This window comes from Streptomyces sp. NPDC058221, assembly GCF_042882365.1.
In the GTDB taxonomy this organism is placed as follows: Bacteria; Actinomycetota; Actinomycetes; order Streptomycetales; family Streptomycetaceae; genus Streptomyces.
This window is the reverse complement of sequence record NZ_JBHVWF010000015.1, coordinates 1-17,613: the sequence shown is the minus strand read 5'-3', so window position 1 is coordinate 17,613 and position 17,613 is coordinate 1. Positions and strand designations below refer to the sequence as shown.

General features: G+C 71.6%; 17 protein-coding genes. 9 read left to right on the top strand and 8 right to left on the bottom strand.

What is annotated here, in order from left to right; translation table 11 throughout:
* Window positions 1–3: 3 nt before the first annotated feature.
* A complete protein-coding gene (locus ACFVW8_RS07610) occupies window positions 4–573 on the top strand; it encodes an ATP/GTP-binding protein (RefSeq protein ID WP_389687114.1) in 570 nt (189 codons plus the stop codon).
* 52 nt (window positions 574–625) lie between these two features.
* Window positions 626–1,759, top strand: coding sequence for an FAD-dependent monooxygenase (locus tag ACFVW8_RS07605; RefSeq protein WP_389687112.1), 1,134 nt, complete (start codon window positions 626–628; stop codon window positions 1,757–1,759).
* Window positions 1,760–1,844: 85 nt separating this feature from the next.
* On the opposite strand, the gene ACFVW8_RS07600 is transcribed toward ACFVW8_RS07605, so the two are convergent.
* Both ACFVW8_RS07600 and ACFVW8_RS07595 read right to left on the bottom strand, forming a co-directional pair.
* Complete coding sequence (locus ACFVW8_RS07600; protein WP_389687110.1) at window positions 1,845–2,246, bottom strand: RidA family protein; 402 nt, start codon at window positions 2,244–2,246, stop codon at window positions 1,845–1,847.
* Window positions 2,243–3,370 carry an acyl-CoA dehydrogenase family protein gene (locus ACFVW8_RS07595; RefSeq protein ID WP_389687108.1) on the bottom strand — a complete coding sequence of 376 codons (1,128 nt, stop codon included), beginning with the start codon at window positions 3,368–3,370 and terminating at the stop codon, window positions 2,243–2,245. Before ACFVW8_RS07595 ends, ACFVW8_RS07600 begins: the two co-directional genes overlap by 4 nt.
* A 145-nt stretch (window positions 3,371–3,515) precedes the next feature.
* Here ACFVW8_RS07595 and ACFVW8_RS07590 point away from each other — a divergent pair, with 145 nt between their 5' ends.
* Genes ACFVW8_RS07590 through ACFVW8_RS07575 form a run of 4 tightly spaced genes read left to right on the top strand, consistent with a single transcriptional unit; the run spans window position 3,516 to window position 7,277 of the window.
* Window positions 3,516–5,153: an AMP-binding protein gene (locus tag ACFVW8_RS07590; protein WP_389687106.1), complete on the top strand. Its 1,638-nt coding sequence runs from the start codon at window positions 3,516–3,518 to the stop codon at window positions 5,151–5,153.
* Window positions 5,154–5,157: 4 nt separating this feature from the next.
* Entirely contained in the window at window positions 5,158–5,973 is an 816-nt protein-coding gene (locus ACFVW8_RS07585; protein ID WP_389687104.1) for a PaaX family transcriptional regulator C-terminal domain-containing protein, read from the top strand.
* 43 nt (window positions 5,974–6,016) lie between these two features.
* Window positions 6,017–6,856 carry a GNAT family N-acetyltransferase gene (locus tag ACFVW8_RS07580; RefSeq protein WP_389687102.1) on the top strand — a complete coding sequence of 280 codons (840 nt, stop codon included), beginning with the start codon at window positions 6,017–6,019 and terminating at the stop codon, window positions 6,854–6,856.
* Window positions 6,849–7,277: a hypothetical protein gene (locus ACFVW8_RS07575; RefSeq protein ID WP_389687100.1), complete on the top strand. Its 429-nt coding sequence runs from the start codon at window positions 6,849–6,851 to the stop codon at window positions 7,275–7,277. The genes ACFVW8_RS07580 and ACFVW8_RS07575 overlap by 8 nt, the downstream gene beginning before the upstream one ends.
* Here the strand turns inward: ACFVW8_RS07575 and ACFVW8_RS07570 are convergent.
* Window positions 7,264–9,579 (bottom strand): bifunctional salicylyl-CoA 5-hydroxylase/oxidoreductase, encoded by a 2,316-nt coding sequence (locus tag ACFVW8_RS07570; RefSeq protein WP_389687098.1) that lies wholly within the window; start codon window positions 9,577–9,579, stop codon window positions 7,264–7,266. The genes ACFVW8_RS07575 and ACFVW8_RS07570 overlap by 14 nt on opposite strands.
* 4 nt (window positions 9,580–9,583) lie before the next feature.
* On the bottom strand, window positions 9,584–10,411 hold the full coding sequence (locus tag ACFVW8_RS07565) for an enoyl-CoA hydratase family protein (RefSeq protein WP_389687096.1): 828 nt from the start codon (window positions 10,409–10,411) through the stop codon (window positions 9,584–9,586).
* Between the two features lie 225 nt (window positions 10,412–10,636).
* Here ACFVW8_RS07565 and ACFVW8_RS07560 point away from each other — a divergent pair, with 225 nt between their 5' ends.
* A complete protein-coding gene (locus ACFVW8_RS07560) occupies window positions 10,637–11,071 on the top strand; it encodes an ATP-binding protein (RefSeq protein WP_389687094.1) in 435 nt (144 codons plus the stop codon).
* 24 nt (window positions 11,072–11,095) lie between these two features.
* Here ACFVW8_RS07560 and ACFVW8_RS07555 read toward each other — a convergent pair whose 3' ends face one another.
* Complete coding sequence (locus ACFVW8_RS07555; RefSeq protein WP_389687092.1) at window positions 11,096–12,523, bottom strand: amino acid permease; 1,428 nt, start codon at window positions 12,521–12,523, stop codon at window positions 11,096–11,098.
* A gap of 181 nt (window positions 12,524–12,704) precedes the next feature.
* The gene (gene argF, locus ACFVW8_RS07550; protein ID WP_389687090.1) at window positions 12,705–13,709 is read right to left on the bottom strand and encodes an ornithine carbamoyltransferase; all 1,005 of its coding nucleotides are present in this window, start codon (window positions 13,707–13,709) and stop codon (window positions 12,705–12,707) included.
* 172 nt (window positions 13,710–13,881) lie between these two features.
* Between argF and ACFVW8_RS07545 the strand changes: the two genes are divergently transcribed.
* Together ACFVW8_RS07545 and ACFVW8_RS07540 are read left to right on the top strand one after the other, a co-directional pair.
* Window positions 13,882–14,493 carry a TetR family transcriptional regulator gene (locus tag ACFVW8_RS07545; RefSeq protein WP_389687088.1) on the top strand — a complete coding sequence of 204 codons (612 nt, stop codon included), beginning with the start codon at window positions 13,882–13,884 and terminating at the stop codon, window positions 14,491–14,493.
* 88 nt (window positions 14,494–14,581) lie between these two features.
* A complete protein-coding gene (locus ACFVW8_RS07540; protein ID WP_389687086.1) occupies window positions 14,582–16,090 on the top strand; it encodes an FAD-dependent monooxygenase in 1,509 nt (502 codons plus the stop codon).
* 9 nt (window positions 16,091–16,099) lie between these two features.
* Here ACFVW8_RS07540 and ACFVW8_RS07535 read toward each other — a convergent pair whose 3' ends face one another.
* Together ACFVW8_RS07535 and ACFVW8_RS07530 are read right to left on the bottom strand one after the other, a co-directional pair.
* Window positions 16,100–17,332, bottom strand: coding sequence for an arginine deiminase (locus ACFVW8_RS07535; RefSeq protein ID WP_389687084.1), 1,233 nt, complete (start codon window positions 17,330–17,332; stop codon window positions 16,100–16,102).
* 91 nt (window positions 17,333–17,423) lie between these two features.
* Window positions 17,424–17,613 (bottom strand): integrase core domain-containing protein (locus ACFVW8_RS07530; protein WP_389687082.1); only part of this gene is annotated, 190 nt, incomplete at its 5' end.

Genomic DNA, 17,613 nt, shown 5'->3' with positions numbered 1-17,613 from the left:
CAGATGACAAGCAGTCAGGCGGCCCCCGCCGCCGTCAAGATCCTGATCGCCGGTGGCTTCGGCGTCGGCAAGACCACCCTGGTGGGCGCGGTCAGCGAGGTCGCGCCCCTGCGGACCGAGGAGTTCCTGACCAAGGCCAGCGTCGGCGTCGACGACCTGGCCGGGGTCGGCCAGAAGGACACGACCACCGTGGCGCTGGACTTCGGCCGGATCACGGTCAGCCCCGAGCTGGTCGTCTACCTCTTCGGCACCCCGGGCCAGGAGCGTTTCTGGTTCATGTGGAACGACCTGGTGAACGGCGCCCTCGGTGGCGTCGTGATCGCCGATACCCGCCGGCTGGAGACCAGTTTCGCCTCGATCGACTTCTTCGAGAGCCGGGACATCCCGTTCGTGGTGGCGATCAACTGCTTCCACGGCCACAACACCCGTACGACGGACGAGATCAGGGCCGCGCTCGACCTCGATCCGCATGTCCCCCTGCTGGTCGGCGACGTGCGCGAGCGGCCGTTCGGCCGGGATGTGCTGCTGGCCCTGGTGGACCATCTGATGAGCCTGCCCGTCGCGGCCGGCTGACGTTTTGTTCCCGTAAGTCTTCCCGCTGTTTCCCGCTCTGGAGAGATCCGATATGGCAACACCCCTGCGCGTCCTGATTCACGGCGGCGGCATCGGCGGGCTGACGCTCGCCACCGCCCTGGCCCGGCGTGGCCACACCGTCGAGGTCGCCGAGCTCCGTGACGAGCTCGACGCACTCGGCGTCGGCATCATCCAGCCCTCCAACGCCCTGCACGTCATGCGGGAGATCGGGGTGCTCGACGACTGCCTGAAGGCGGGCTTCGAGTGGGAGACCCTCACCATCGCGGACCCGGCGGGCAACACCCTGGCGGAGATACCGCAGCCCCGGATGGGCGACGCGCCCTCCAACAACGGCATCCCCCGCCCCGCGCTGGCCCAGGTACTCGGTGCCGCCGCGACGGCGGCCGGGGCCACCATCCGCTTCGGCACCACCGTCGCCGAGCTCGCGGACGACGGCCAGGGCGTGGACGTCACCCTGTCCGACGGCTCGGCCGGCCGCTGGGACCTGGTCGTCGGCTTCGACGGCATCGGCTCGCCGCTGCGCACCCGGCTGTACGGCGACCGCTATGCCCCGCAGTACACCGGCTTCGCCAACTGGCGTGTCACCGTGCCCCGTCAGGAGCAGGTCAAGGGTGTCGTGATGAGCACCGCCGGCCAGGCCGCCAAGGCGCTGCTCACCCCGATCACGGACGAACTGATGTACCTGGGAGCGGTGTTCGCCGAGCCCGAGGACTTCAGGCCCGACCCTACGAGGTCCCACGAGCAGCTCAAGGAGCGGCTGCCGATGTTCTCCGGCCCGGTCGCCGAGGCGCTCGCCACGGTCACCGGCCCTGAAGCGGTGGTCTACTCGCGGATCTCCCAGGTGACCGTCGAGGAGCCGTGGCACGTGGGCCGGGTCGTGCTGGCCGGGGACGCGGCCCACGCGAGCACCCCGCACATCGCACAGGGCGCGGCGATGGCCGTGGAGGACGCGCTGGTGCTCGCCGAGTCACTGGACGCCGAGGCGGATGTCCCGGCCGCCCTCGACGCGTGGGAGGCCCGCCGCCGCCCCCGGGCCATGTGGGTGCAGGCCATGTCGCGCGCCGTGCTCAAGCAGGAGACGGGCGGGGAGACGACGCCCGAGGAGGACGAGCTGCTGAAGGTCGGCATCCCGGGTGCGGCGCACGTGCTGGTGCAGCCGTACTGACCGGGCTCGTGCACTGACCGCTTCGCATGCCCTGAACGCCCGGTGGGGACCCGGACTCCAGGGTCCCCACCGGGCGTTCGAGGTCTCAGGGCAGTACGGCCACCCCGTCGATCTCCACGAGCGCCTGCTCGTCCCAGAGCCGGGCCGTCCCGATCACGGCCATCGCCGGGTAGTCGCGGCCCGCGAGCCGCCGCCAGATCCGGCCCAGTTCAGCGGCGTGCTCGCGGTAGTCGGCGACATCGGTGGCGTAGACCGTGACCCGGGCCAGGTCCTGCGGGGAACCGCCCGCGGCGCGCAGGGCCGTGAGCAGATTGCCGAGGGCGGTGGCGAACTGCTCGGGCAGGGTGTCGCCGACGATGCCGCCCTGCTGGTCGAGCGCGGTCTGCCCGGCCAGGAAGACCAGTTGGCTCCCGGTGGCGGTGACGGCGTGCGAGAAGCCCGCCGGCGGGGACAGTTCGGCGGGGTTGATCCGGTGGATCGGACTCATGCGGACGGCTCCCGGTTCGCGTACAGCTCCTTGGCGATGATGGTGCGCTGCACCTCGCTCGCGCCCTCGTAGATCCGCGGGGCGCGGACCTCGCGGTAGAGGTGTTCGAGCAGATGGCCGCGGCGCAGGGCGCGGGCGCCGTGCAGCTGGACGGCCGTGTCCACGACGTACTGCGCGGTCTCGGTCGCGTACAGCTTGGCCATGGCGGCCCGGCGCGGGACGCCGGGCTCCCCCGCGTCGTACGCGGCGGCGGCCGCGTACACCAGCAGCCGGGCGGCCTCGGTGCGGGTGGCCATCTCGGCGACCTGGTGCGCGACCGACTGCAGGTCCTTGAGCGGGCCGCCGAACGCGGTGCGCTCCGCGGTGTGTCCGACGGTGGCATCGAGGGCGGCGCGGGCCATGCCGACGGCGAAGGCGCCGACGCTGGGGCGGAACAGGTTGAGGGTGTTCATGGCGACCCGGAAGCCCCGGTCCGGTTCGCCGAGCACGTCGTCGGGGGTGACCGGTACGCCGTCGAAGGCGAGGCTGCCGATGGGGTGCGGCGAGAGCATGTCGAGGGAGGTGCCGGTCAGCCCCGGGCGGTCGGCGGGGATCAGGAATGCGGTGACGCCGCGGGCTCCGGCGCCCTCGGTCGTCCGCGCGAAGACGGTGTAGAAGTCGGCCTCGGGGGCGTTCGAGATCCAGCACTTCTCGCCGGTCAGCCGCCAGCCGTCCGGTGCGGGCGCGGCATCGAGGGCGAGGGCCGCCGCATCCGAACCGGCCCCCGGCTCGGAGAGCGCGAAAGCGGCGACGGCGCGGCCCGCCCGCACCTCGGGCAGCCACCGTTCGCGGTGGGCCGGGGTGCCCGCCTGCACCACGGGGTACGTGCCGAGGCCCTGGAGCGCCAGGGCGGTCTCGGCCTCCGTGCAGCCGCGGGCGAGGGACTCGCGCAGCAGGCACAGGTCCAGGGCGCCGGAGCCCAGCAGCCGGTCCAGCAGGCCCAGCTCGCCGAGGGCGGCGACCAGCGGGCGGTTCACATGGCCCGGATCGCCCTTCTCGGCGAGCGGGCGCAGGCGCTGCTCGGCAAGGGTGCGCAGTTCCTCGCACCAGGCGGTCCGGTCCGGATCGAGCGAGAATGCCGTCATACCGGCGCCTCTCTTGTCGGAGTCCCGTCGGCAGCTCTCCGCATGCCGTTCTGTCGCGCCTTGCCTCGTACCCCGTTTTATCGCGGACCGTTGACTACCGTCACTCAAACGATACGCTCCAGAGGCGACAAGGGGGCGATCCGTCTTGGACCCGAAGACCTCAGCGCACATCGACAGCTTTGCCAGGGAACATCTGCCACCCGCGGACCAGTGGCCGGAACTGGTCTTCGACCTGCCCGAGCTGCACTATCCGGACCGGCTGAACTGCGCCGTCGAGCTCCTGGACCGCACGGCGGACCATTTCGGGGCCGACCGCCCCGCCTTCCGCACACCGGACGGCGCGGTGATCGGTTACGGGGAGCTGCGGGACCTGGTCGACCGGATCGCCCATGTCCTCACCTCGGACCTGGGGGTCGTCCCGGGAAACCGCGTGCTGCTGCGCGGCCCCACCACACCCCGGCTGGCCGCCTGCTGGCTTGCGGTGCTGAAGGCCGGCGCCATCGCCGTCACCGTACTGGCCCAGCAGCGGGCCACCGAACTCGCGACCATCTGCTCGATCGCCCGGATCAGCCACGCGCTGTGCGACGTCCGCTCGGTCGACGACCTGGCCGGGGCACAGGTTCCGGGGCTGCGGATCACCGCGTTCGGGGGTGACGCCCCGGACGATCTGCTGCGGCTGGCTGCCGCCAGACCGGGCCCCTACCGGGCCGTGGACACCGCGTCGGACGATGTCGCGCTGATCGCGTTCACCTCGGGGACCACGGGCCGCCCCAAGGGCTGCATGCATCTGCACCGCGATGTGCTCGCCATCGCCGACACCTTCTCGCGGCACGTCCTGCGGCCGGTGCCCGACGACGTGTTCGCCGGCAGCCCGCCACTGGGCTTCACCTTCGGGCTCGGCGGACTGGTCGTCTTCCCGCTGAGGGCCGGCGCCTCGGCGCTGCTGCTGGAACAGGCCGGCCCCAAACAGCTGCTGCCCGCCCTGGCCGCCCACCGCGTCTCGGTGCTGTTCACCGCGCCCACCGCCTACCGGGTGATGCTCGACCAGCTCGACGGGCACGATCTGTCCGCACTGCGGCGCTGTGTGTCGGCGGGTGAGAATCTGCCGGTCGCGACCTGGCGGGCCTGGTACGAGCGGACCGGTCTGCGCATCATCAACGGCATCGGCGCCACCGAACTGCTGCACATCTTCGTCTCCGCCGCCGACGACGCGATCCGCCCGGGCACCACCGGCGTCCCGGTGCCCGGCTGGCAGGCCCGGGTGGTGGACCGGGAGGGCGCACCGGTGCCGGACGGCGAGCCGGGGCTGCTCGCCGTCCGCGGCCCCGTCGGCTGCCGCTACCTCGCCGACGAGCGGCAGCGGGAGTACGTACGGCACGGCTGGAACCTCACCGGCGACACCTATGTGCGCGACGCGGACGGCTACTTCCGGTACGTGGCACGCGCCGACGACATGATCATCTCCTCCGGCTACAACATCGCCGGCCCCGAGGTCGAGGATGCCCTGCTGCGCCACCCGGACGTGGCGGAGGCCGCTGTGGTGGGCCGCGAGGACGAGCTGCGGGGCCGGATCGTGGCGGCGTACGTCGTCCTGCGGGAAGGCTCCGCGCTCTCGGCCGACGAACTGCGCGCCTTCATGCGGACGGAGCTGGCCCCGCACAAATGCCCGCGACTCATCGCGTTCCTGCCCGCACTTCCCCGGACCGCCACCGGCAAACTGCAGCGGTTCCGGCTCCGGGAGGACGAACCCGGTGCGGCGGCAGGCCCACCGGACCGAGAATGATCACATGGCCGAACCGCACACACCCCGCTCTCTGATCGTCACCCTCTACGGGGCGTACGGCCGCACTCCGGACGACGCCCCCCTGCCGGTGGCCGAACTCGTCCGGCTGCTGGGAGCCGTCGGTGTCGAGGCCCCGGCCGTGCGGTCCTCCGTGTCCCGGCTGAAGCGGCGCGGGCTGCTCGTCGCCGCCCGTACGGCGGGCGGGGCGGCCGGATACGCCCTCTCCCCCGATGCCCGGCAGCTCCTCGACGACGGGGACCGGCGGATCTACCGGCACCCGGAACCGCGGATCGAGGACGGCTGGCTGCTCGCCGTGTTCTCCGTACCGGAAGCCGAGCGCCACAAGCGGCACCTGCTGCGCTCACGGCTGTCCCGGCTCGGTTTCGGCACCGCGGCGCCCGGCGTCTGGATCGCGCCGGCCAGGCTGTACGACGAGACCCGGCACACCTTGGAGCGACTGGAACTCGCCCCGTACGTGGAGCTGTTCCGCGGTGACCATCTGGGCTTCGCGGCCACCGCGGAGTCGGTGGCCCGCTGGTGGGACCTGGAGGCCGTGGCCCGGCTGCACGACGACTTCCTGGAGCACCACGAACCGGTGCTGCGGTCCTGGGAGTCCCGCCCGGACGAGGCGCCCGATCCGGAGGCAGCGTACCGGGACTACCTGACGGCGCTGGACTCCTGGCGGCAGGTGCCGTACGCGGACCCGGGGCTGTCGAAGGAGCTGCTGCCGCGGAAGTGGCCGGGCGGCAGATCCGCGGAGGTCTTCGGGCTGCTGCACGAGCGGTTGCGGGACGCGGGGGCGGAGTTCGTCCGCGGTTAAAGCACATGCTCCGCGGGTGGTGCGCCCGGCAGAATGCTGACGCATGACCTGGACCTTCACGGACGACGTCGACCTCTTCCTCGACACGGTCGGCCCCTCGCTGGCCGCCCGGCCGGCCGAGAGCACGGTCGTGCTGACCGTCACCGCGGCCCTGCGCCGCCACGGCCCGCACGCCTACGGCGACCACGCCCCGGTGTTCGGCTGGTGGCGCGGCGCCGACGGCGAGGTGGCGGGCACCCTGCTCCAGACCCCGCCCTATCCCGCGACGCTGAACGCGCTCGTCCCTGAGGCGGTGGGTCCGCTGATGGCCGCCCGCCGGCTCACCCACGTCAACGCCGACCGGGCCACGGCTCAGGCGGTGGCCGCCCACTGGCCGGGGCACCGTGTCGACGAGGAGCAGCGGCTGTACCGGCTGGGCGAGCTGGTCCCGCCGTCGCCTGCCCCCGGCGGCCGGGCGAGGGCCGCGACTCCTGCGGACCGGGACCTGCTGCTGCGGTGGTATGCCGCGTTCGCCGAGGACATCGGGGGGCCGGCCGGGCACGGCGAACGGCATGGGCGGGCGGTCGACGAGCGGACGGAGGAAGGCCGGCTGACCCTCTGGGAGCACGACGGTGTGCCCGTGTCGATGGCGGGCATCTCGCCGCAGCTCGCGGGCACGGCGCGCGTCGCTCCGGTCTACACCCCGCCGGAGCACCGCGGCCGCGGCTATGCGGCGGCGGTGACCGCCGAGGTCAGCCGGGCCGCCCGGGCAGCGGGGGCGGACGAGGTGCTGCTGTTCACCGATCTCGCCAACCCGACGAGCAACGGTGTGTACACGCGCATCGGCTACCGTGCGGTCTCGGACCGGCTGCTGGTCAGCGCCGAGGAGGAGCGTGATGGATGACCCGACGGAGCCGGTCTGGCTGGTCGCGGCGAACGTGGTGCGGTGGCGCCGGTACGGGGATCTGGGGCAGGAGCTGCGGCCCGGCACGAAGGCGTTCCGGGGCGGGGCGAAGGTCTACGTCATCGGCACCTACCCCGGAATGGGCAACGAGCAGCTGACGGCGGTGGGCCACGGCCGGGGCAACGGCCGGTGGATCACCATCGACACCGGGACCCGCCATCTGCACACCTTCCGGGCCCAGTTGGTGTACAGCCCGGCGGTGCTGAGGCGGTGCGGCACCGAGCCGCGCACCCGCGAGGAGGCCGAGGAGCTGGCCGCGCTGCTGGAGCGGATAGCGCGGCACGAGCGGCACCACCATCACGGCGCCCCGCACCCCGACCCCTGCCTCTGTCACGAGTGCCTGCCGCTCAGCCCAGAGTGAGCCGTGGTCTGGGTGCGTCGGTGCGGCCGGTCGGCGGGGGGCGGCTGCCCGCGCCGTACGGCAGCGGCCAGGGTGCGCCCGGCCCCGCGTAGCCCTGCTCGGCGGCCGCGTGCAGCGTCCAGTGCGGGTCGTACAGGTGCGGGCGGGCCAGGGCGCAGAGGTCGGCGCGCCCCGCCAGCAGCAGGGAGTTGACGTCGTCCCAGGAGGAGATCGCGCCGACGGCGACTACGGGAACGCACAGGGCGTTGCGGATCCGGTCGGCGTACGGGGTCTGGTAGGAGCGCCCGTACTCGGGCCGTTCGCCGGGGACGACCTGCCCGGTGGAGACGTCGATGGCGTCGGCGCCGTGCGCGACGAACGCACGGGCGATCTCGACGGCGTCCTCTGCCGTCGTGCCGCCCTCGGCCCAGTCCGTGGCGGAGATCCGTACGGTCATCGGCCGGTCGTCCGGCCACCGTTCCCGGACCGCGTCGAAGACCTCAAGCGGGAAGCGGAGCCGGTTCTCCAGCGGTCCGCCGTACCGGTCGGTGCGGTGGTTGGTGAGCGGGGAGAGGAAGCCGGAGAGCAAATAGCCGTGGGCGCAGTGGAGTTCGAGGAGGTCGAATCCGCAGGCGTCGGCGCGCCGGGCGGCAGCCGTGAACTGCTCGCGCACGGCGTCGAGACCGGCCTCGTCCAGGGCGTGCGGGACCTGGCTGACGCCCTGTGCGTACGGGGTCGGGGAGGCGGCGGTCAGGGGCCAGTTGCCCTCGTCGAGGGGCTGGTCGATGCCGTCCCACATGAGCCGGGTGGAGCCCTTGCGGCCGGAGTGGCCGAGCTGGATCCCGATCGCGGTGCCGGGCGATCCGGTGTGCACGAAATCGGTGATCCGGCGCCAGGCCGCGGCCTGTCCGTCGGTGTAGAGACCGGTGCAACCGGGGGTGATGCGTCCCTCCGGGCTCACGCAGACCATTTCCGTCATGACGAGCCCGGCCCCGCCGAGCGCCCTGGCCCCCAGGTGGACGAGGTGGAAGTCGCCGGGGACGCCGTCGGTGGCCGAGTACATGTCCATGGGCGACACGACGACACGGTTGCGCAGTTCCAGTCCGCGCAGCCGCAGCGGGGTGAACATCGGCGGGGTGCCGGGCGGGCAGCCGAACTCCTCCTCGACGGCCGCGGCGAACCCGGCGTCGCGCAGCCGCAGGTTGTCGTGGGTGACCCGGCGGCTGCGGGTGAGGAGGTTGAATGCGAACTGGCGGGGCGGCTGGTCGACGTACGTACCCAGCTCCTCGAACCAGCGCAGGCTGGCCGCCGCGGCGCGCTGGGTCGATTCGACGACGGGGCGGCGCTCGCTCTCGTACGCGGCGAGGGCGGCGGGCAGGCCGGGCTGTTCCTCGATGCAGGCGGCGAGCGCGAGGGCGTCCTCGACGGCGAGCTTGGTGCCGGAGCCGATGGAGAAGTGAGCGGTGTGGGCGGCGTCGCCGATGAGGACCGTGTTGCCGTGCGACCAGCGGTCGTTGACGACGGTGCTGAAGGTGAGCCAGGAGGAGTTGTTGGAGCGCAGCGGCCGGCCGCCGAGTGCGTCCGCGAAGATCCTCGCGCAGTGCCGGGTCGATTCCGCGGGGTCGCAGGTGTCGAGCCCGGCGGCCCGCCAGACCTCTTCGCGCATCTCCACGATGACGGTCGACGCGTCCGGGGCGAAGGGGTAGCCGTGCAGCTGCATCACGCCGTACGCGGTCTCGGCGGTCTCGAAGCGGAAGGCGTCCAGGGCGAAGTCGGCGGCGAGCCAGATGTAGCGGCAGCGGTGGGTGGTGACGCGAGGGCCGAAGCTGTCGGCGTGCGCGGTGCGGGTGAGGCTGTGCACGCCGTCGGCGGCGATCACCAGGTCGTACGAGGCGGCGAGTTCGGCGGCGGGCGGTGCCTGGGTCCGGAAGCGGAGCCGTACCCCGAGGGACGCGCAGCGCTCGTGCAGGATCTCCAGGAGGCGGCGGCGGCCGAGGGCGGCGAAGCCGTGGCCGCCGGAGGTCTGGGTGTGGCCGCGGTGGACGATGTCGATGTCGTCCCACCGGACGAACTCCTTCTGGAGCGCGCGGTGCACGACGGGGTCGGCGTGCTCGATGCCGCCGAGGGTCTCGTCGGAGAGGACGACGCCGAAGCCGAAGGTGTCGTCGGGGGCGTTGCGCTCCCAGAGGGTGATCTCGCGCTCCGGGCCGAGCCGCTTGAGCAGCGCCGCGGCGTAGAGCCCGCCGGGGCCGCCGCCGATGACGGCGATGCGCTGCGGGCCCCCGGACCGGGTGCCGGTGCCCGGCGCTCCTGGCGACGTCATCGCCCTACCGGCCCTGCCACTTGGGCGGCCGCTTCTCGGTGAAGGCGGCATGGAATTCGGCGTAGTCCTCGCCGTGCATCAACAGGGCCTGGGTGGCGGCGTCCATCTCCACAGCGGCGGCCATCGGCATGTCGAGCTCGGCGGTGAGCAGCGCCTTGGTCTGGGCGAGGGCGAGCGCCGGGCCGTCCGCGAGGCGGCGGGCGAGCTCCGCGGCCCGTTCACCGGCCCGGCCTTCGTCGGTCAGCTCGCTGATCAGCCCGATGCGTGTCGCCTCGGGGGCGCGGACGGGGTCGCCGAGCATCAGCAGTCTGGTGGCATGGCCGAGACCCACCACCCGGGGCAGCAGATAGGCCGCGCCCATGTCGCCGCCGGAGAGCCCGACGCGGGTGAAGAGGAAGGCGAACCGGGCCGTCGGGTCGGCTACCCGGAAGTCGGCGGCCAGCGCGAGGACGGCGCCTGCTCCCGCGGCGACCCCGTGCACGGCCGCGACGACGGGGAACGGACATTCGCGCAGAGCGCGTACCACCTGGCCGGTCATCCGGTTGAAGTCCAGCAGCTGGGCGGTGTCCATCGCGAGGGTGGCACCGATGATCTCGTCCACGTCGCCGCCGGAGCAGAACCCGCGTCCCTCACCGGCCAGCACCAGTGCCCGCACGGAACGCTCCCTGGACAGCTCGGCCAGCAGGTCGCGCAGGTCGGCGTAGGCGCCGAAGGTCAGCGCGTTGAGCTTCTCGGGGCGGGCGAGGGTGACGGTGGCGACGCCGTCGCACGTCGTGACCCGGAGATGGCGCCAGTTCTCCGTACGTGCTGCGGAGCTCGGAAACGGACTCATGGAGGGCGATCCCCTTCAGCCGTGGGCTGCTGCCGACCTCGAATTTATCACTCGTACGTGACTTCCGTCACGAGTACGCGATAAGCGGAGCGTGAGACCGTAGTGACGAACGTCCCCTTCGTACCGGTCGACAGGCCCTTGTCCCGGCCGTGGGGCTTCGTATGGTTGAAACCATGAAGCAGTGCGTTCGATGAACGCCTCCCCCTCCGAACGGAAGCCCCCGCCGTGCCGCCCGATGTCCCCGCCCCCGCCTCCTGGCGGGTCGCACTGCCGCACTCTGCCGCGGCTGTGCCGATCGCCCGTGCGCTGATCCGCACGGCGCTGGCGGACATCGACTCCGCCGCCGACAGCGACACGGCCGAACTGCTCACCGCCGAACTGGTCGCCAACGCGGTGGAGCACACCCCCGGTGACGAGCCCATCGAGCTGGTGGTGGAGCTGCTGCCGGACGGCTGCCAGGTGGAGGTGCACGACCACGACCCCGCCCCGCCGGGCGATCTCTCCCGGCCCGGTCCCGGCAGCGAGCCGGACCCCTGGCAGGAGCACGGCCGGGGGCTGCTGCTGATCCGCACCCTCAGCTCCTCCTGCGGTCACCGCACCACGGAACGCGGCAAGGCCGTGTGGTTCACCCTGCCCTCGCCCGCCGGGCCGGTGGACTGACCCGGTCGGCGGGCCGTCGGGCGGTCAGCCCGTGCTCCTCCCGGCCAGCCGGGAGCGGCCGCGCCCGTAGCAGGCGTACAGCACGGCCCCGACCGCGAGGAACACCGCGAACTGCACCCAGGTCGTCCAGCCCGTGCCGTACATGAGATAGACGCAGAAACCCACGCCGAGCACCGGGCCGACGGGGTGGAGCGGGATCCGGAAGGAGCCCTTCACCTCGGGGTTGCGGCGGCGCAGCACGATCACCGCGACATTGACCGCGACCATGGTGGCGAGCGTTCCGATGGTCGTCAGGTTCACCACCACGTCGAGGGACGAGAAGGCCGCCGGTACGGCGAAGACGGTGGCCACGATCCAGGTGTTGGCGACCGGCGTCGAGGTCCGCGGCGAGACCCGCTCGAAGACCCTCGGCACCAGCCCGTCGCGCGACATCGACATCAGGATGCGGGTCTGTCCGTACATCACGGCGAGGACGACCGAGGCGATGGCGACGATCGCCCCGAAGGCGATGATCCCGCCGCCGACCGTCGAGTCGGTGACCTGGTCGACGATCAGCGAGAGCGCGGCCGGCTTGTCGGAGACGGCGTCCGGGCCGAGGGCACCGATGGCGGCGAGCGCGACCGCGCAGTAGAGCAGCGTGACCAGGCCGATGCAGATCATGATCGCCACCGGGATGTTCCGCCGGGGGTTCTTGACCTCCTCGCCCGCGGTCGTGATCGCGTCGAAGCCGATGTACGAGAAGAACGCCAGTGACGCCCCCGCCGTGACACCGCCCGCACCGTGGGAGGCGAACGGGGTGAGGTTGCCGTGCTCGAAGGCGGTGAAGGCGATGGCGCAGAACATGATCAGGACGGTGATCTTGAGGACGGCCATCGCGGCCGTGGCCCCGGCGCTCTCGCGGATGCCCCGCACCAGCAGGGTGGCGGCCATCATGACCACGACGACCGCGGGCAGATTGATCACACCGCCGTCGCCGGGGCCGGCGGAGAGCGCGTCGGGCAGCTGCCGTCCGAAGAGGCTGTTGAGCAGTTCGTTGACGTACTGGCTCCAGCCCACCGCCACGGCCGAGACCGAGACGCCGTACTCCAGGAGCAGGCACCAGCCGACGAGGAAGGCGACGCGTTCGCCGAGCGTGGCGTAGGCGAACGAGTAGGAGCTTCCGGACACCGGGATCGCGCTGCCCAGCTCGGCGAAGGAGAACGCGGTGAAGATGCAGGTGATCGCGGCGAGCACGAAGGACAGCACGACGGCGGGTCCGGCCTCGGCGACGCTGTCGGAGAGCCCGACGAAGATGCCGGTGCCGACGACCGCGCCGACTCCGAAGCACACCAGCTGGAAGAGCCCCATGGTGCGCTTGAGGCCGTGCCCCTCCAGGTCGGCCCCCGACTCGGCGATCAGCTGGTGGGGGTCCTTGACGCGGTGCGGCGGGCCGGGCAGGCGCAGGGGGCTCACGGGGCTGTTCTCATCTCTGGTGACTCATGCGGGGGGGGGTGCGCCGGAGGCCGTGGGGGCCGGTGGGGCGCACGAAAATGGGGTTCGAGCGTGCGAGCTCGAACCCCACCAACGGGGACCATGATAGGCACCCGTGCGCATGTTCACCCAATTGGTCGCATGAACATGCGGTTTGCCCGGGTCAGGGCCCCGCCAGCGTCGCCACCAGCACGGCCTTGATCGTGTGCATCCGGTTCTCCGCCTCGTCGAAGACGACCGAGCGGTCGGACTCGAACACCTCGTCGCTGACCTCCAGCTCGGTCAGACCGTGCCGGGCATGGATCTCCCGCCCGACCTTGGTGCCGAGGTCGTGGTAGGCCGGGAGACAGTGCAGGAACTTCACATCGGCGTTCCCGGTGGCCCGCAGGACGTCCATGGTCACGGCGTACGGCGCGAGGGCGGTGATGCGCTCGTCCCAGATCTCCTTGGGCTCCCCCATCGAGACCCAGACGTCGGTGGCGACGAAGTCGGCGCCGCGCACACCCTCGGCGATGTCCTCGGTCAGGGTGACGGTCGCCCCGCTCTCCCCGGCGAGCCTGCGGGCCTCCGCGACGATCCCGTCGGCCGGCCAGTAGGCCCTGGGCGCGACGATCCGCACGTCCATCCCCAGCAGGGCGCCGGTGACCAGGTAGGAGTTGCCCATGTTGAACCGGGCGTCCCCGAGGTAGGCGAAGGCGATCCGCTCCAGCGGCTTCGTGCTGTGCTCGGTCATCGTGAGGAAGTCGGCGAGCATCTGGGTGGGGTGCCAGTCGTCGGAGAGCCCGTTGTAGACGGGCACCCCGCCGTAGGCCGCCAGCTCCTCGACGGACGCCTGGCTGTCGCCCCGGTACTCGATCCCGTCGAACATCCGGCCGAGGACCCGTGCGGTGTCCTTCACCGACTCCTTGTGCCCCATCTGGGAGCCCGCCGGGTCCAGGTAGGTGGTGGACGCGCCCTGGTCTGCGGCTGCCACCTCGAACGCGCACCGGGTGCGGGTCGAGGTCTTCTCGAAGATCAGCGCGATGTTCCGGCCCCGCAGCCGCTGCACCTCGGTCCCCGCCTTCTTCGCGGCCTTGAGTTCCGCGGCCAGCTCGATCAGGCCGCGGAACTCCTCGGCCGTGAAGTCCAGCTCCTTGATGAAGTGGCGGCCTGCGAGGTCTATGGCCATGGTGACTGCTCCTGGTTCGGGCGGGGGACGCAAACAATAACCCTGGAAGTCTATACGACCGAATGCATCGCTATACAGGCGCGCAGCGGCAGAGGATCGACACTCTCGTGCGCGCCAAGGTTGCGTGGCGCGAATATTTGCGTGACACGCAACTTCTGTTAATGTGAAACACATGAGCGGTCTTCGGGAACGGAAGAAGGAAGCCACACGCGCGGCACTGAGCTGGGCCGCGACCCGGCTCACGGTCGAGCACGGGCTGGGTGCGGTCAAGGTCGAAGACATCGCCGCGGCGGTCGGTGTGTCTCCGCGCACCTACAACAACTACTTCTCCAGCAAGGCAGAAGCGATTGTGTTCCGCTACCTCGAGCGCTCGTTGCGGCTCGCGGCCGAGCTGCGTCAAGGGCCGCCCGGTGAACCCCTGTGGGAGGCGATCACTCGTGCGGCGCTGCGGCAGCTGGAGCCGGGGCCCGAGGTGGAGCACATGCCGCCCCAGGGGCCCGACGAGTGGGCGGCCGGCCTGCGGGTGATGCTGGCCGAACCCGCGCTGGAGGCCGAGATGCTGCGTGCGAGCAAGATCGCGGAGAAGGAACTCGCCGCGGCCGTCGCCGACCGCACGGGCACGGATCCCGGTACCGACCTCTACCCCCGCCTGGTGGCCGCGAGCGTGATGGCCGCCAACCACGTCGCCATCGAACTGTTCGTGGACGGCGGCACGGGCGAGCCGATGAAGACCCTGCTGCCCCGGGCTCTGCGCATGGTGGCCGCGGGACTCCCCACTCCGTAGCCCCCTCGCCAGACCCCTCGATCCCACCCCGTACCGGGGCTGCCACCCGCAGCCCCTGCCCCTCCATGCCCCGAAGAGGAGAATTGTCATGCTTGATGTGGTAATCGTCGGCGGTGGCCCGAACGGACTGATGCTCGCCTGCGAACTGGCACTGGCCGGGATGCGTCCGGTCGTGCTGGAGCGTCTCGCCGGCCCGAAGACGGAGCCCCGGGCGAACGGTCTGGTCGGTCAGGTGGTGCGCATGCTCGACCGGCGTGGCCTCTACACACGCATCAGCGGATCCAGCGAGCCGCCCCTGCCCGCGCCCCGCTATATGTTCGGCGCGTTCACGCTCGACCTCACAGGTCTCGGTGACAACCCTGTGCACGTGCTCCCGGCACCGCAGGAGCACATAGAAAAGGTGCTCGCCGAACGTGCCGTGGAACTCGGGGTCGACGTCCGCATGGGCGAGGAGGTGACCGGTCTGCACCAGGACAGCGACCTCGTCCGGATCACCCTCGCCGGCGGTGAGACCCTCACCGCCCGCTATCTGGTCGGGGCCGACGGGGGTCGCAGCATGGTGCGGCGCCTGTCCGGCATCGACTTCCCCGGAGTGACGACCGACGACTTCGTCACCCGCTCCGCGAACGTGTCCGTGGCGGACGACTACCTGAGCCCGGACGGCGAGCTGACCGTCCCCGGTTACGGCAGCCTGCCGCCCGCCCTGTACGTGCGCACGGAGCGCGGCACCATCGTGTGGGGGCTGCTGCCCGGCCGTCCGCCCGCACTGCACACCACCGAAACCGGTACGCCGGACGAGCACACCACCCCCATGACGTTCGGGGAGATGATGGCGAGCGCCGAACGCGTGCTGGGCGTCCCGGTCCCGCTGGATCCGCCGGTGGGAGAGGGACCGCACCTGCTCCGACGGCTCGTCGGCGGAAACACCCGGCTGGCGGAGCGCTACCGGGACAGGCGGGTCCTGCTGCTGGGCGACGCGGCCCATGTGCACTCGGCGATCGGCGGCCCGGGCCTCAACCTCGGTCTGCAGGACGCGGTGAACCTCGGCTGGAAGCTGGCCGCCACGGTGCAGGGGTGGGCCCCCGAGGGCCTGCTCGACACCTATGACGAGGAGCGCCGTCCTGTCGCGGAACGCGTCGTGGCCTCGACCCTGTCCCAGTCGGCGCTGATGCGCCCCGGACCGGAGGTCAGTGCCCTGCGGACCGTCTTCGGCGACCTGCTCGCCTCACCCGGCGGCACCGAACGCATCGCCCACCTGCTCGCCGGAACCACCGAGGGCTTCGCGCCCGACCTCGTCGTGCACACCGGTGCGGGCGCCCGACGGCTGGCCGACCTGACGACCAGCGCCCGGCCCCTGCTGCTGGACCTGTGCGGCGACTTCGCCGAGGCCGCGAAGCCCTGGCACGACCGGGTCGATGTCATGAGCGGCAAGGCCGAGGGCACGAACGCGACCGGTCTGCTGCTGCGTCCCGACTGCCACATGGCGTGGACCGGATACGAGCCGGCCGACGTCAGCGGTCTGCGAGCCGCACTGCACCGGTGGTTCGGCGCACCGCTGAGCGAAGCCCGTGAGCCGGAACAGGCCGGCAGCCGCTGACCGAGCCGGCTACACCGGATCCCGGACCACCGGACAGCTCATGCAGCGGGGCCCGCCCCGGCCGCGGCCCAGTTCACTGCCGCGGATCTCGATGACCTCGATGCCTTCCTTGCGCAGGTGGGTGTTGGTGGTGGCGTTGCGCTCGTAGGCCACGACGACGCCCGGTTCGACGGCCAGGACGTTGCAGCCGTCGTCCCACTGCTCGCGCTCGGCCGCATGCACGTCCTGGATGGCGGTGAGCACCCGGATCGAGTCCAGCCCCAGCGCCTCGGCGATGGCGTGGTGCATCTGCTCGGGCGGATGGTCGGTGACCTTGAGGTCACGCGGGCCGTCGCCCGGCTCGATCGTGTACGAGCGGAGCATGCCCAGGCCCGCGTACTTGGTGAAGGTGTCCCCGTCGACCATCGTCATCACCGTGTCGAGGTGCATGAACGCCCGGCTCTTGGGCATGTCGAGCGCCACGATCGTCCGGGCCGACCCCGCGTCGAAGAGTCCGCGGGCCAGCATCTCCACCGCCTGCGGGGTGGTGCGCTCGCTCATCCCGATGAGCACGGCGCCGCGGCCGATGACCAGGACGTCGCCGCCCTCGATGGTGGAGGGGTAGTCGTCCTGCCCCTGTGACCAGTGATGGAAGGCGCCCGCGTCGGGGCCGGTGAAGAGCGGATGGTGACGGTAGATCGCCTCGAAGTGGACGGTCTCCCGCTGCCTGGCCGGCCAGCGCATGGCGTTGATGGAGACCCCGTCGTAGATCCAGGCCGAGGTGTCACGGGTGAAGAGGTGGTTCGGCAGCGGTCCGAGCAGGAAGTCGTCCAGGTCCATGACGTGGAAGCGGACCGACGTCGGCTCGCGGTACCGCTCCAGGAACTCCCGTTTGGTCATCCCGCCGACCAGCGCCTCGCAGAGCTCGGTGGCGTCCAGCTCCTCGAAGGCGGCCCGCAGGTGCTCGGTGGCGAGCGGGCCGTACTCCTTCTCCGCGAAGACCCGGTCCAGCACCAGCCGCCGGGCCACCGGGATCTCCAGCGACTCGCGGAGCAGGTCCCCGAAGAGGTGCACCTCGACGCCCCTGTCGCGCAGCACGTCCGCGAAGCCGTCGTGCTCCTGGCGGGCCCGGCGCACCCAGAGCACGTCGTCGAAGAGCAGCGCGTCCTTGTTGCTCGGAGTGAGCCGTTTCAGTTCCAGATCCGGGCGGTGCAGGATGACGCGGCGCAGCCGCCCGGCCTCGGAGTCGACATGGAATCCCATGCCCACATCCTCACCGCGCGGAGCGCCGTTCACCCGGCGAACCGCCATCCGGTTCCCACCCCGGAGCGGGACAACGGCCCGACGACAGGCCCTAGGTGTATTGACCCGCAGCGTTGTTGACTCGGTTGATCGGGGGCTGGCCTCCGAGTGCGGTGTGGCAGCGATGGTAGTTGTAGCTGTGGAGGAAGTCGTCGAGGGCTGCTGTCCGCTCGGTGTTGGTGGTGTAGGGCCGTAGGTAGGCCCATTCCTCCAGCAGGGTGCGGTTGAAGCGTTCAACTTTG

What these genes read in the sequence shown, in the direction of transcription:
- ACFVW8_RS07565 (WP_389687096.1), bottom strand. Translation starts at nt 10,411, where the DNA reads ATGAGTCCGTTTCCGAGCTCCGCAGCACGTACGGAGAACTGGCGCCAT.
- ACFVW8_RS07610 (WP_389687114.1), top strand. Translation starts at nt 4, where the DNA reads ATGACAAGCAGTCAGGCGGCCCCCGCCGCCGTCAAGATCCTGATCGCC.
- ACFVW8_RS07540 (WP_389687086.1), top strand. Translation starts at nt 14,582, where the DNA reads ATGCTTGATGTGGTAATCGTCGGCGGTGGCCCGAACGGACTGATGCTC.
- ACFVW8_RS07585 (WP_389687104.1), top strand. Translation starts at nt 5,158, where the DNA reads ATGGCCGAACCGCACACACCCCGCTCTCTGATCGTCACCCTCTACGGG.
- ACFVW8_RS07600 (WP_389687110.1), bottom strand. Translation starts at nt 2,246, where the DNA reads ATGAGTCCGATCCACCGGATCAACCCCGCCGAACTGTCCCCGCCGGCG.
- ACFVW8_RS07595 (WP_389687108.1), bottom strand. Translation starts at nt 3,370, where the DNA reads ATGACGGCATTCTCGCTCGATCCGGACCGGACCGCCTGGTGCGAGGAA.
- ACFVW8_RS07575 (WP_389687100.1), top strand. Translation starts at nt 6,849, where the DNA reads ATGGATGACCCGACGGAGCCGGTCTGGCTGGTCGCGGCGAACGTGGTG.
- ACFVW8_RS07535 (WP_389687084.1), bottom strand. Translation starts at nt 17,332, where the DNA reads ATGGGATTCCATGTCGACTCCGAGGCCGGGCGGCTGCGCCGCGTCATC.
- ACFVW8_RS07570 (WP_389687098.1), bottom strand. Translation starts at nt 9,579, where the DNA reads ATGACGTCGCCAGGAGCGCCGGGCACCGGCACCCGGTCCGGGGGCCCG.
- ACFVW8_RS07545 (WP_389687088.1), top strand. Translation starts at nt 13,882, where the DNA reads ATGAGCGGTCTTCGGGAACGGAAGAAGGAAGCCACACGCGCGGCACTG.
- ACFVW8_RS07580 (WP_389687102.1), top strand. Translation starts at nt 6,017, where the DNA reads ATGACCTGGACCTTCACGGACGACGTCGACCTCTTCCTCGACACGGTC.
- ACFVW8_RS07605 (WP_389687112.1), top strand. Translation starts at nt 626, where the DNA reads ATGGCAACACCCCTGCGCGTCCTGATTCACGGCGGCGGCATCGGCGGG.
- argF (WP_389687090.1), bottom strand. Translation starts at nt 13,709, where the DNA reads ATGGCCATAGACCTCGCAGGCCGCCACTTCATCAAGGAGCTGGACTTC.